Genomic DNA, 12,977 nt, shown 5'->3' on the forward strand with positions numbered 1-12,977 from the left:
CGGCACCACGCCCCGGCACAGGTCCGCCCGCTGGGTGGCGGCCTGGCCATGGTCGGGGTCGTTAGGCTCTGCGGTTGTGATCAGCGAGGACACCACCGCCGTACGCCCGCCCGCGCTGCGCCCGGGCGACACGGTGCTGCTGGTGTCGCCGTCCGGGCCGACCTCGCCGGAGCGGGTGGCCCGGGGCATGGAGCTGCTCACCGGCTGGGGCCTGCGCCCGGTGCCGGCGCCGAACGCATACGCCCGCCACGGCTACCTCGCCGGCACCGACGACCTGCGCGCCGCCGACCTGAACGCCGCCTTCGCCGACCCTGAGGTGCGCGGGGTGATCTGCACCCGGGGCGGCTACGGCGCCCAACGGATCGTGGACGCCATCGACATGGCCGCCGTCCGCCGTGACCCGAAGGTGGTGGCCGGCTTCTCGGACATCACCGCGTTGCAGTTCGCGCTGTGGCGGGGCGCCCGCCTGGCCGGGGTGCACGGCCCCGGGGCGGCCTGGCGCGACGAACGGACGCCGCTGCGCTCCGCCGAGTCCCTGCACGCGGCGCTGATGACGACCGAACCGGTGTCGATCACCGCGGTCCCCACCGAGGAGACCTTCGGCGTACGCGTCCCGGGTCGCGCCACCGGCACCCTGCTCGGCGGCAACCTGTGCATGATCGCGGCGTCGATCGGCACCCCGGACCTACCCGACCTGACCGGCGCGGTGCTGTTGATCGAGGACGTGCAGGAGCCCCCGTACAAGGTCGATCGGATGCTCACCCACCTGCGCCGGGCCGGCGTGCTGGACGGACTGGCCGGGGTGGCGGTCGGGCAGTTCACCGACTGCGGCGACGGCTGGGACACCGCCATCGTCGACGTGCTCACCGAACGCCTGGGCGACCTGGGCGTACCGGTCCTCGGCGGCCTCCCCATCGGCCACGGCCCCAACCAGCTCACGGTCCCGGTGGGCACAACCGCCACCCTCGACACCACCACCGCCACCCTCACCGCAACCCCCGCGGTCCACTAGCCCCCGCTCCCATCTCTCCCCCCACCCCGCCCCCCGCCCCGGTCCGGTGATCAAGAGGTTTGCGTCATCTTCGGGGCGGATCCTGACGGAAATCTCTTGATCAACCAGGGCGGTTCAGGGGGCGGGCGGGATGGTGCTTGGGGTTAGGTGGGCGACCGCGCCGATTTCCAGGGCGGCCCAGATGCCGGTGGGCGTGCGGGTGATGCCGTGCGGTTCGGCGTTGGGGGTGGACAGGGCGTAGCCCTCGATCCGTCCGGTGGAGTCGAGGTGACCGATCCGGTTGGCACCCCACTCGGTGAACCACACGCCGCCGTCCGGGTCGGCCACGATCGCGTGCGGGCGGGCCGCCCGGTCCGGCAGCGGGAACTCGACGATCTCGCCATCCGGGTCGATCCGACCGAGCTGACCGGCGGCGATCTCCACGAACCAGATGACGCCGTCGACGCCCAGGGTGATGCCGACCGGACCTGCCTGCACGGTGGGTAACGGATGGAGCGTCACCCGGCCGTCGAGGTCGATCCGGCCGATCGCGTTCGCCTGGTTGAGGGTGAACCAGAGAGCCTGATCCGCGCCAGCAGTGATCATCGAGGCGAATCCGCCGCTCACCGGCAGCGGGAATGCGCTGTGGGTGCCGTCGGTCTCCACCCGGCCGATCGTGTCGGAGGTCATCCCGGCGTACCAGAGCGCGCCATCAGGTCCAGCCGCGATGCCGCCCGGCCCGGTGCCGGCCGGCAGGGCGATGGCGCGCTGCTCGCCCTCGACGGTGATCCGACCGATCCGGTCGTCCCCGGAGCGGGTGAACCAGAGCGCCCCGTCCGGCCCGGCCGTGATGATCAACGGGCGACCACCGGCCGGATCCAGCGGGTAGGTCCGGACCTCGCCGTCGGGCGACAGCCGGGCGATGCCGCCGGCATGGGCCAACGTCAGCCAGAGCGCGCCGTCCGGGCCAGGCGTGATGCCGTACGGCCCCGCGTCCGGCTCGACGAGTGGAATCTCCCGAATCTCGACGGTCATTCCGCGGTGTCCTTCCGTCGGTGGATCGTCCACCCTGACCGCTCGGCCAGCGCCGACACAACCCGATTTCGCCCAGCGCCGGCCTTGATTGTCAGCTCGCTGACAGGGTCGCCACGGCTTCCGCCCAGACTGCCCGGTCACTGTCGGTGACGACAGCGCAGGATGACCGAACCTCTGGAGGACAGCATGTCCCGCACCATCCGCAGGAAGCATCTGCTGGCCGGCCTGGCCACCGCCGGCGTCCTCGGCGTCGGGATCGCGGCCCCGACGATCGCGTTCGCCGCCGACACTCCCACGCCGACACCGAGCGCCAGCACCGCCCCGGCTCCCGACGCGGCTCCGGGCGCGAAGGCCGACCGGCAGGGCGAGTTCGCCGAGGCGCTCGCCAAGGAGCTGGGCGTGCCCACCGACAGGGTGACCGCCGCACTGGAGAAGGTCCGCGAGCAGCACCGACCGGCCGACCGACCGCAGCGCCCGTCCGCCGAGGATCGGCAGGCCGCGCTCAAGCAGCGCCTGGACCAGGCGGTCAAGGACGGCAAGCTCACCCAGGAGCAGGCCGACGCCATCACCAAGGCCGTCGAGGCCGGCGTCTTCCCCGGCCCCGGCGGCCACCGCGGCCCGAGCGGCCACCACGGCGCAGGGACGCCCGGCAAGTAGTCCGACGAGGTCCGGGCCCGGCAGGCACTGGCCGGCCGGGGCCGGTCTCGGTACGCCCCGGCCGGCCCGGGCCGCCTTGATAGGACCGGCCGGCCCGGGCCGTCCTGTCGGGCCGGTGCCGCGGTCGCGGTTTGATCCACTCGGTTTCCGTGATGTCGCGGTATCCGACGCACTCGGACACCCCGACATCATGAAAACCGAGTCGATCATCGGCTTGGGGGCGCGTCGGCCCGGGCAGAACTCCTGCCCGGGCCATCAGCGCTGGCGAGGGTCAGGGCTGCGGGGGCGGGGGCGTGAACACGCCCAGGTGGTTGCCGGCCGGGTCGAGTAGGTGGGCCAGCGTGAGACCGCTCGGTGCCGTACGCACTGGCACCAGCACCCGGCCGCCGGCCGCTTCGGCCCGTCGGCAGGTCTCTGCCACGTCGGCGACTTCGGCGTAGAACACCGCGTAGTTCGGCGACGTCCCGTCGGTCGCCCGGATGGCTCCGCCGATCCCGGTGTCGCCACCGGCCCCGGTCACGCGGTAGGACCCGCCGTTGGTCGAGCCCTGCTCCTCGAAGGTCCAGCCGAACAGCTCTCCGTAGAACCGCTCCGCGTCCTCGGGCCGGTCGGTGCCGATCTCGAACCAGGTGATGGGCGTCGTGGACCTGGACATCTACTGCCTCCAGAATTTCCGTGCCGGCCGTTCGGCCGTCGTCTGAAGCAGTCTCGGGGCCGTTGGCGACAGCGTCCTGTCGGTGTTTCCGGATCACCCGGCGGGGTTTCGCACGACGAGACCCACCCGGGCCGGCCGCGCCGCCGACGGGTCTCAGACCAGGACGGCCGCGCTGCGGACGCGTTTCAGACCAGGCTCAGCGGGCGGACCCGCTCGTGCGGGATGTCGAGGTCCGTCAGGCGTAGCTCCCGGAGCACCACATCGGGCAGCGCCCAGACGCTCCGGATCCGGTCGGTGCGGAAGCACCGCAACTCGTCGCGCAGACGGCACCAGGCGACCAGGTACCAGTGTCGGGCGTTGCCGAGGTATCCGAGCGGTTCGACGTCACGGGTCGAGTCGGCGCCGGCGCGGTCGGCGTACCGGATGCGCAGCACGCGCCGCGCGGCGACCGCGTCGGCGACGGTGGCCGGGACGGGCGTGGCCGGCCCGTCGCCGATCAGGTGCACCCGGCCGGCGAGGCGGTGCGCCTCGGCGGCGTCGGCGGCCGGCAGCACCGCCACCAGCTTGCGCAGCGCGGTGGTGGCCGGCCCGGCGAACGGCGAGCCGGCGAGCCGGTGCAGCGCCACGGCCATCGCCACCGCCTCGGCGGGCGTCAGGTTGACCGGCGGCAGGGTGCGGGCGCGGTCCAGGACGTAGCCGCCGGTGCGCCCGGGCTCGGCCCAGATCGGCACCCCGGCCTCCTGCAACGCGCCGAGGTCCCGTTCGATGGTCCGGCTGCTCACCTCGAAGCGCGCGGCCAACCAGCGGGCGCTGCGCGGCCGTGGTGACACCGCCCGCAGCTCCTCGACCAGCGCGTAGAGGCGATCCGTGCGGTTCATGCCCGGCACGCTACGGCCGGGGTACGACGCCCTCCGCCGACCGCCCGCACGACGACGCGGACCACCGCCACAGAGACGCAGACGACCGCCCGCACGGCAACGCGGCCAACCACCACAGCCGACGCGGCAACCGCCCCGCACGGCAACGCGGCAACCAACCACAGCCGACGCGGCAGCCGCTCCGCACGGCGACGCGGGCAGCCGCCTCAGGCGATGCAGGCGCAGACGATCAGCGCGGCTCCGAAGTGGGTGGCGGCGCTGACCCGGGCCGCCGGGTGCGGCTCGGGCGAGCAGATGACCTCGCCGAGCTTGCCGGGGGTGAGCAGGTCCAGCACCACGAAGGCCAACGCCATGATCGCCAACCCGACCAGTCCGAAGACCACGGTGGAGGCGATCCCCTTCCCGAAGTCGCTGTAGCTGGTCAGGATCGCGGTGAAGACGATCCCGGCGATGCCGAGCTGGTTGGCGGCGAGCAGCAACCCCGCGTTGGCGTTGCGCTCGACCCAGATCAGGTCTCGCAGCCGGCCCGGGGTGAGCAGGTCGACGAGCCCGAAGCCGGCGGCCATGAGGCCGACGCCGACGATTCCGAACACGACGCTCTGCCAGGCACCGCTGAACAGATCCTCCAGCACCGACTTGCCTCCCGACTCTCCGCCCGGAGGGGTACCGGCGCGGTGATCGAGACGATAGCGGCAGCGCGCAACGGCGTCAGCCCCTGCGTCTACAGCGCCAGGTAGCGCTGCCGCTCGTACGGGGTGACCTCGCGGCGGTACTGCTCCCACTCGGCCCGCTTGTTGCGCAGGAAGAAGTCGAAGACGTGCTCACCGAGCACCTCGGCGACCAGTTCGGAGCCGGCCATCACATCGATCGCCTCGGCGAGGTTCTCCGGCAGCGCCTCGTAGCCCATGGCGCGCCGCTCCGCGCTGGTCAGCGACCAGACGTCGTCCTCGGCGCCCGGCGGCAGCTCGTACCCCTCCTCGATGCCCTTCAGGCCGGCGCCGAGCAGCACCGCGAAGGCGAGGTACGGGTTGGCCGCCGAGTCCAGCGAGCGGACCTCGACCCGGGCCGAGTTGGGCTTGCCGTACGCGGGAACCCGGACCAGCGCGGACCGGTTGAGGTGACCCCAGCAGACGTACGCCGGGCTCTCGGTGATCCGGTCCGGTAGGTGCTGCGGGAAGAGCCGCTTGTACGAGTTGACCCACTGGTTGGTGACCGCCGTGTACTCCCGGGCGTGCACCAGCAGACCGGCGATGAACGACTTCGCCACCTTGGACAACTTCATCGGGTCGCCGCTGTCGTGGAAGGCGTTGCGCTCCCCCTCGAACAGCGACAGGTGGGTGTGCATCCCGCTGCCCGGCTGGTCGGTGAACGGCTTCGGCATGAAGCTGGCCTGCACACCGGTGGAGAGCGCGACCTCCTTGACCACGTGCCGGAAGGTCATGATGTTGTCGGCGGTGGTCAGCGCGTCGGCGTAGCGCAGGTCGATCTCCTGCTGACCGGGCGCGACCTCGTGGTGGCTGAACTCCACCGAGATGCCGATCCGTTCCAGCGCCAGTACGCCCTGACGGCGGAAGTCCCGGGCGACGGCGTGGGTGGTGTGCTCGAAGTAGCCGCCGGTGTCGACCGGGGTGGGCACCGAGCCGTCCTGCGGACCGTTTTCCAGCAGGAAGAACTCGATCTCGGGGTGGGTGTAGAAGGTAAAGCCCTTCTCGGCCGCCTTGGACAGCGCGCGGCGCAGCACGTGCCGGGGGTCGGCCCAGGACGGGCCGCCGTCGGGCAGCAGGATGTCGCAGAACATCCGGGCGCTCTCGCCGCTGACCCCACCCTCGAAGGGGAAGACCTGGAAGGTGGTCGGGTCGGGCATGGCCACCATGTCCGATTCGAAGACCCGGGCGAAGCCCTCGATCGCCGAGCCGTCGAAGCCGATGCCTTCCTCGAAGGCCGCCTCGAGCTCGGCGGGTGCCACCGAAACGCTCTTGAGCGTGCCCAGAACGTCGGTGAACCACAGCCGGACGAACCGGATGTCCCGCTCTTCCAGCGTGCGGAGGACGAACTCCTGCTGACGGTCCACTTCCCCAACCCCTCGCGACACTCTTTTGTCCGCCTTGGCCGGGCTGTACCCGACCTGATCGCCCAGTGTTCCCGGGCCTGGTTACGCAGACGTTACGCGAACTGCCGCCGGCCGTCCCCTCGTGTCCCGCCCGGCGAGCGTGGGCCCCCGCCGCGCTGCCACGTCCGCCGCCACGACGGCCGAGCTCACGCCGCCGCGGCGTCGCGGGCGCCCGTCGCGGCAGGTGGCGGCAATCTCGTCCGAGGGTACGGATTGTCGCGCGGAGGCTGGGGCAAGATGATGGCATGCCCACCCTGCGTCTCGCCCTTTCCCAGGTCAACCCGAGCGTCGGCGACCTCGCCGGAAACGCCGACCTGGTCCGCAGCTGGACTCGCCAGGCCGCCGATGCCGGTGCCCAGCTGGTGCTCTTCCCGGAGATGATGCTGACCGGGTACCCGGTCGAGGACCTGGTCTTCCGGCGCTCCTTCGTCGCCGCGTCCCGGGCCGCCGTGGAGCGGCTGGCCGCCGACCTGGCCGCCGACGGTCTCGGCGAGTTGCCGGTCGTGGTCGGCTACCTGGACGCCGACGGCCCACCGCAGGTCAGCGGGGACGCCGAGCCGGGCCGAGGTGCCCGCAACGCCGCCGCGCTGCTGCACCGGGGGGTCGTGGCCGCCCGCTACTTCAAGCACCACCTGCCCAACTACGGGGTCTTCGACGAAGACCGGTACTTCGTCTCCGGTGACGCGCTGACAGTGGTGCGGATCGGCGGCGTGGACGTCGCGCTGACGATCTGCGAGGACCTGTGGCAGGCCGGCGGTCCGTTCGCCGCCGCCCGGAGGGCCGGCGTCGGCCTGGTCGTCAACATCAACGGCTCGCCGTACGAGCTGAACAAGGACGACATCCGGCTGCCGCTGGTCCGCCGCCGGGCCGCCGAGGCGGGCGCCGCCATCGCGTACGTCAACATGACCGGCGGCCAGGACGAGCTGGTCTTCGAGGGTGACTCGATGATCGTGAGCGCCGACGGTGAGCTGCTGACCCGGGCCCCGCAGTTCGTCGAGCACCTGCTCGTGCACGACATCGAGTTGCCGGCCGCCGCCACCCCGCCGACCACCGAGACGCTGGCCGACGGGATGCGGATCGTGCACAGCACGCTGGACGGCATTCCGCCCACGCCGTCCGGACCGGCCGCCACCGGCGGGCTGATCGAGCCGGTGGCCGACGAGGCCGAGGTGTGGCAGGCGCTGGTGCTGGGTCTGCGCGACTACGTCAACAAGAACCGGTTCCCGTCGGTGGTGCTCGGTCTCTCCGGCGGCATCGACTCGGCGGTGGTGGCCGCGCTCGCCGTCGACGCGCTCGGGCCGGACCGGGTGGTCGGGGTGTCGCTGCCCAGCCAGCACTCGTCGGAGCACTCCCGGGAGGACGCCGCCGACATGGCCAAGCGCACCGGCCTGGACTACCGCGTCGAGCCGATCCAGCCGATGGTCGACGGCTTCCTGGCCAACCTGTCGCTGTCCGGGGTGGCCGTGGAGAACCTACAGGCCCGGGTCCGTGGCGTGATCCTGATGGCGCTGTCGAACCAGGAGGGCCACCTGGTGCTGACCACCGGCAACAAGAGCGAGCTGGCCGTCGGCTACTCCACCCTGTACGGCGACTCGGTGGGGGGCTTCAACCCGGTCAAGGACGTCTGGAAGACGCTGATCTGGCGGCTCGCGAAGTGGCGCAACAGGGACGCGGCGCGGCGCGGCGAGACCGCCCCGATCCCGGAGAACTCGATCGGCAAGCCGCCGAGCGCCGAGCTGAGCCCGGGCCAGCTCGACAGCGACAGCCTGCCCGACTACGACGTCCTGGACCCGATCCTGATCGGCTACGTCGACGGCGACCTCGGCCGCGACGGGCTGGTCGAGTCGGGTCACGACCCGGCGATCGTGGACAAGGTGCTGCGGCTGGTGGATACCGCCGAGTACAAGCGACGGCAGTCGGCGCCGGGCACGAAGATTTCCATGAAGGCGTTCGGCCGGGACCGCCGTCTGCCGATCACCAGCCGGTGGCGCGAGCACGGCTGAGCCGTACCCCTGGGGGTGCCGGGTCGGTGGCGCGGCCCGGCGCCGCCGGGCGGTGACCTCGCGGCGCGGTCCCGGGTGGCCTCGCGGGGCGGCTCCGCGCTGGTGGAGTGACATCTTGCACTGGGCCCTGCCGTCAGCCCGTCTCGCGGTGCGACGATCGCGACGGAACCCGGGGACCGCGCAGGCGGCCTCGAGGAAGGGAGACAGAGATGGTGGAGTCCACTCCGAACGAGGTGACCGCGTTGTACGGCGGCCCGGCCACCCGACGGGTCCGCACCCGCGACCTGATGGCTGCCAAGGAGCGCGGCGAGCGCTGGCCGATGCTCACCTCGTACGACCAGTACACGGCGTCGATCTTCGACCAGGCCGGTGTTCCGGTGCTGCTGGTCGGCGACTCGGCCGCGAACAACGTGTTCGGCTACGAGACCACCCTGCCGATCACCGCCGACGAGCTGCTTCCGCTGGTCCGGGCCGTGGTGCGGGCGACCCGGCAGGCGCTGATCGTCGGTGACCTGCCGTTCGGCTCGTACGAGGAGGGCCCGGCCCAGGCGCTGCGCACCGCCGTGCGGTTCATGAAGGAGGGTGGCTGTCACGCGGTGAAGCTGGAGGGTGGCCGCCGCAACGCCGCGCAGATCGCCGCGATCGTCGGCGCCGGCATTCCGGTGATGGCGCACATCGGCTTCACCCCGCAGAGCGAGCACACCCTGGGCGGCTACCGCGTGCAGGGTCGCGGCGACGCCGCCGACGAGGTGCTGGCCGACGCGCGGGCGGTGGCGGAGGCGGGCGCGTTCGCTGTGGTGTTGGAGATGGTGCCCGGCGAGGTGGCCAAGCGGATCACCCACGAGCTGCCGATCCCCACGGTGGGCATCGGCGCGGGCCCGGACACCGACGCACAGGTGCTGGTCTGGCAGGACATGGCCGGGCTGCGGACCGGCAAGGCGCCCCGTTTCGTCAAGCGGTACGCCGATCTGGCCGGCGCTCTCACCGACGCCACCCGCCGTTTCGCCGACGAGGTCCGCGACGGCGAGTTCCCCGCCGCCGAACACACCTTCTAGTACCGAGCACGGCTTGATCCACTCGGCTGTGCCGAAATCGCGGTGTCCCGGTGCCCGGGACACCGCGTTTTCACGAAACCGGAGTGGATCACGCCGCTCGGGTCAGAGGTCGGTGACGCGGATGCCGGCGTGCGCCTTGTAGCGCTTGTTGATGGCGATCAGGTTGGCGGTGAACGCCTCGATCTGGTGGGCGTTGCGCAACCGGCCGGCGTAGATGCCCCGCATGCCGGGGATCCGGGCGGCGAGCGCGCCGACGATGTCGACCAGTTCGCGGTCCTCGGTGCAGATCAGCACGTCCAGGTCGATCCGGTCGACCTCGGGGTCGGCCAGCAGCGGAGCGCTGACGTGGTTGAACGCGGCGCAGACCCGGGAGTCGGGCAGCAGCGCGGCGGCCTGCTGCACGGCGCTGCCCTCGGCGACGGTCAGCGCGTACGGGCCCTGCTTGTCGAAGCCGAGCGGGTTGACGCAGTCGACGACGATCCGGCCGGCGAGCGGCTCGGCGAGGGCGGCGACGGTGGCAGCGTGCCCGTCCCACGGCACCGCGATGATCACCACGTCGCTGCGTCGGGCCACCTCGTCGTTGGCCGCGCCGGTGACGCTGCCGCCGGTTGGCACCCCGGGCAGGGCGGCGATCTCGGCCGCGGACTCGGCGGCGCGCTCAGCCGACCGGGATCCGATCAGCACCGTCTGACCGGCCCGCGCGAATCGGTAGGCGAGGCCCCGCCCCTGGTCGCCGGTGCCGCCGATGATGCCGACCGTCAGCCCGGACACGTCGGGCAGCGTGCTCGCGTCGTATGCCATGGCCTCATCCTCGCAAACCGCTCGGTCCGTCAGCAGCGCCGAGCGCTGTGAGAATCCCCGCTGCGGTGGACGACAGCGCCGGCGGGCGAGAACAGGGCCAGGGCTGGCGGCCGGTCAGGCCAGCTCGAACAGGACGGTACGGGCCGCCGGGTCGGCGGTGACCAGGCGGACCCGGACCCGTTCGCCGAGCGGCAGTTGGCCGAGGCAGCGGGCGCGTACCGGTGGGGCGTCCAGCGCGACGGTGCCACCGGGCGGCCGGGGCCGGGCCTTGCCGTTGGGCGGGGCGTCGACGTCGAGGACGGCCGCGTCGAAGGTCTCGCCCACCCGGTGCTCCAGGACCGCCGCCTCGGCCAACTCGACGGCGCCACGAGCGGCCGCCGAGGCGACCCGGTCGGTGCTCGCCATCACCTCGGGCAGCCGGGGCAACGCGGCGCGGGCCCAGTCGGGCACCGGCTGGCCCGCGTGCAGGGCCAGGCAGACCTCGGTGGCGTACCGGTCGGCCAGCCGCCGCAACGGCGCCGTCACGTGGGCGTACGCGGCCGCCACGCCACCATGTTCCGGCTGCTCCGGCAGCTCCCCGTCGAAGGCGGTGTACGCGGCACCGCGCATCAGCTCGGCCGCCTGGTCGATGAACGCGGCGGCGCGCGGCTGGGCGGCGTCCAGACCGGCGATGACCTGCCCCGGGCCCACGTCGTCCGGCCAGTGCACCCCCAGCGGCGCGGCGGCGGCCCGCAGTCGCTGCACCGCCTCCGGCTTGGGCGCCGGCATCGTCCGCAGCAGGCCCACCCGGCCGGCCAGCATGATGTCGGCGGCGGCCATCCCGGTCAGCAGGGAGATCTGCGCGTTGTGCTCTTCCATCGGCACCGGCGCGCGCAGCACCAGCCTCCAGCCCTCACCGTCGGGCTCCAGATCCTGCTCGGGCAGCGGCAGGTTGATGGCGCCGCGCCGCAACCCACGCGCGGTCAACCGGTCGCCGATCTCCGGCAGCAGCGCGATCGGGTCGGGTAGCCGCCCGGCCCCGGCTGCCGCCTGCACCCCGGTGTAGTCGAGCTTGGCGCGGCTGCGGACCAGGGCGCGTTCCAGCTCGACGGCCACGGTGCCGCCGTCGGCGTCCAGGTCGATGGTCCAGACCACCGCCGCCCGGTCGTCGTCGGGCAGCAGGCTGGCGGCACCCTCGCTGAGGGTGTGCGGGTGCAGTGGCACGTTCCCGTCGGGCAGGTAGATGGTCTGCCCGCGCCGCCACGTCTCCGCCTCCAACGCCCCACCGGGGGTGACGTGCGCGGCGACATCGGCGATCGCGTACCGCACCCGGTAGCCCCCACCCGGGCGGCGGCTGAGGTGCATCGCCTGGTCCAGGTCCCGCGAGCTGGCGGGGTCGACCGTGACGAACGGTATGTCGGTGCGGTCGACGGGCGGCTGCGGCGGTGCCGCAGCCGCCTCGTCGGCTTCACGCTGGGCGTCGGCCGGAAACTCCTCGGGCAGGCCGAGCTCGCGGCGCAACGCGCCGAAGTCGATGCGGGGCGCGAGTACGCGTCGGATGACCACGGGTCAATCCTGACAGCGCCACGGGTGATCCGCTTCCGGTGACCGGCCGGAAATCCGCCCGGTGAGGGGGTGGTCCGCGCTCAGCCGGTCGCCTTGCGGGCGGCGCTGCGGGCCCCCCTGGGGGCGGTGGCTCGGGCGGCGACCGAGCGGGCCGGAGACTTGCGGGCGGTCACCTTGCGGGCCGGCGCCTTGGCCGCGACGGTCTTCTTCGCCGGGGCCTTCTTCGCCGCTGCCTTGCGGGCGGTGGTCGACGAGGTACCCGTCACCTTCGCGGCCGGAGCCTTCTTGGCCGGAGCCTTGCGCGCGCCGCCGCTGGGGCGGGTTGACGCGGTTTTCTTCGCCGCGGCCGTCTTCTTCGTCGCTGTCTTCTTGGCGGCGGACGCCTTGGTCGCCACCTTCCGCGCCGGGGCCTTCGCCGCGGTGGTGGTCTTGCGCGCCGAGGCCTTGGCGGCGGTAGTGGTCTTGCGCGCCGGGGCCTTCGCCGCGGTAGTGGTCTTCTTCGCCGCCGAGGCGGTGGTCTTCTTCGCCGCGCTCACCGTCTTCTTCGACGTACCGGTGGTCTTCTTCGCGGCGGTGGTGGTCTTGCGCGCGGTGGACGCCGGGGCCCGCTTCGCGGCGGTGGTCGTCTTGCGGGTGGTGGTCGAGGCCTTCGCGGGGGCCTTCTTGGCCGCGGCGGTGGTCTTGGTCGTGGCCTTCTTCGCGGGGGCCTTCGTGGCCGCCGTGGTGGTCTTCTTGGCCGGGGCGCGGCCCGCCCCGCCGGCGGCCTTGCGGGCCGGTGCTTTCGCGGCACCCGTGGTGGACTTGCGCACGGGGGTGGTCCGGCTCGCCGCCGTGTTCCGCTCCGCCGCAGCGGTCTTCTTCGCGGTGGTGCGTCGGGCGGCCGGGCGCTTGGTGGCCTGCTGTGCTTCGGCCATCGTGGTTCCCTCCTCGGGGGACGTGCTCTCGCGTGCGTCCTCGCGGAGCACGAAATACCTCGGCGCGAGCCGTCCCGCGCCGCCTATCTGTCCTCCCCGGCCCAACGAGCGTCCTCGGCATCCCACGCCTCGTTCCGCTCCTGCACTCGTTGCAGGGCGTTCTCCGCGTCGGCCGCCGAGTCGTACGGGCCGAGAACGTGCTTCGCCGGACACACGTTGGAGTCCGTCTCGACCCGGTGATGCCGGGTGCACCAGTAGAACTGCCCACCACGTTCGCTGTCGCTCATGGGAATCACTGTGCACCGCGAACCGGCCGGCCGCCACCGGATCGCA

The 12,977-nt window shown here is 72.7% G+C and carries 13 protein-coding genes; 4 read left to right on the plus strand and 9 right to left on the minus strand.

Annotated features, from left to right (window positions below; translation table 11 throughout):
- Positions 1–76 precede the first annotated feature (76 nt).
- Complete coding sequence (locus tag ACQRWP_RS19810) at positions 77–1,012, plus strand: S66 peptidase family protein (RefSeq protein WP_430496771.1); 936 nt, start codon at positions 77–79, stop codon at positions 1,010–1,012.
- Positions 1,013–1,126: 114 nt separating this feature from the next.
- Here ACQRWP_RS19810 and ACQRWP_RS19815 read toward each other — a convergent pair whose 3' ends face one another.
- The gene (locus ACQRWP_RS19815) at positions 1,127–2,026 is read right to left on the minus strand and encodes a virginiamycin B lyase family protein (protein ID WP_430496773.1); all 900 of its coding nucleotides are present in this window, start codon (positions 2,024–2,026) and stop codon (positions 1,127–1,129) included.
- Between the two features lie 186 nt (positions 2,027–2,212).
- On the opposite strand from ACQRWP_RS19815, the gene ACQRWP_RS19820 reads away from it, so the two are divergent.
- Positions 2,213–2,683, plus strand: a complete 471-nt coding sequence (locus tag ACQRWP_RS19820) for a hypothetical protein (RefSeq protein ID WP_430503232.1) — start codon at positions 2,213–2,215, stop codon at positions 2,681–2,683.
- Between the two features lie 271 nt (positions 2,684–2,954).
- Here ACQRWP_RS19820 and ACQRWP_RS19825 read toward each other — a convergent pair whose 3' ends face one another.
- The 4 genes from ACQRWP_RS19825 to glnA form a co-directional block, all read right to left on the minus strand.
- Positions 2,955–3,338: a VOC family protein gene (locus tag ACQRWP_RS19825; RefSeq protein ID WP_430496775.1), complete on the minus strand. Its 384-nt coding sequence runs from the start codon at positions 3,336–3,338 to the stop codon at positions 2,955–2,957.
- Between the two features lie 185 nt (positions 3,339–3,523).
- Positions 3,524–4,216, minus strand: coding sequence for a helix-turn-helix transcriptional regulator (locus tag ACQRWP_RS19830; protein ID WP_430496780.1), 693 nt, complete (start codon positions 4,214–4,216; stop codon positions 3,524–3,526).
- Positions 4,217–4,422: 206 nt separating this feature from the next.
- Positions 4,423–4,848: a DUF350 domain-containing protein gene (locus ACQRWP_RS19835; RefSeq protein ID WP_355008888.1), complete on the minus strand. Its 426-nt coding sequence runs from the start codon at positions 4,846–4,848 to the stop codon at positions 4,423–4,425.
- 89 nt (positions 4,849–4,937) lie between these two features.
- A complete protein-coding gene (glnA, locus tag ACQRWP_RS19840) occupies positions 4,938–6,287 on the minus strand; it encodes a type I glutamate--ammonia ligase (protein WP_091409557.1) in 1,350 nt (449 codons plus the stop codon).
- Positions 6,288–6,571: 284 nt separating this feature from the next.
- Between glnA and ACQRWP_RS19845 the strand changes: the two genes are divergently transcribed.
- Both ACQRWP_RS19845 and panB read left to right on the plus strand, forming a co-directional pair.
- On the plus strand, positions 6,572–8,329 hold the full coding sequence (locus ACQRWP_RS19845) for an NAD+ synthase (RefSeq protein ID WP_430496783.1): 1,758 nt from the start codon (positions 6,572–6,574) through the stop codon (positions 8,327–8,329).
- A gap of 209 nt (positions 8,330–8,538) precedes the next feature.
- Positions 8,539–9,384: a 3-methyl-2-oxobutanoate hydroxymethyltransferase gene (gene panB / locus ACQRWP_RS19850; RefSeq protein ID WP_430496785.1), complete on the plus strand. Its 846-nt coding sequence runs from the start codon at positions 8,539–8,541 to the stop codon at positions 9,382–9,384.
- Between the two features lie 102 nt (positions 9,385–9,486).
- Here the strand turns inward: panB and npdG are convergent, their stop codons facing one another.
- From npdG to ACQRWP_RS19870, 4 genes are all read right to left on the minus strand, one after another.
- Positions 9,487–10,185 (minus strand): NADPH-dependent F420 reductase, encoded by a 699-nt coding sequence (gene npdG, locus ACQRWP_RS19855; RefSeq protein ID WP_357234475.1) that lies wholly within the window; start codon positions 10,183–10,185, stop codon positions 9,487–9,489.
- A gap of 114 nt (positions 10,186–10,299) precedes the next feature.
- Positions 10,300–11,730 (minus strand): RNB domain-containing ribonuclease, encoded by a 1,431-nt coding sequence (locus tag ACQRWP_RS19860; RefSeq protein WP_430496788.1) that lies wholly within the window; start codon positions 11,728–11,730, stop codon positions 10,300–10,302.
- An 80-nt stretch (positions 11,731–11,810) separates the two neighbouring features.
- On the minus strand, positions 11,811–12,644 hold the full coding sequence (locus ACQRWP_RS19865; protein ID WP_430496790.1) for a histone: 834 nt from the start codon (positions 12,642–12,644) through the stop codon (positions 11,811–11,813).
- 83 nt (positions 12,645–12,727) lie between these two features.
- A complete protein-coding gene (locus ACQRWP_RS19870) occupies positions 12,728–12,931 on the minus strand; it encodes a hypothetical protein (RefSeq protein ID WP_430496792.1) in 204 nt (67 codons plus the stop codon).
- Positions 12,932–12,977: the final 46 nt, after the last annotated feature.

It is taken from the genome of Micromonospora trifolii (assembly GCF_050516465.1).
GTDB lineage: Bacteria > Actinomycetota > Actinomycetes > Mycobacteriales > Micromonosporaceae > Micromonospora > Micromonospora trifolii.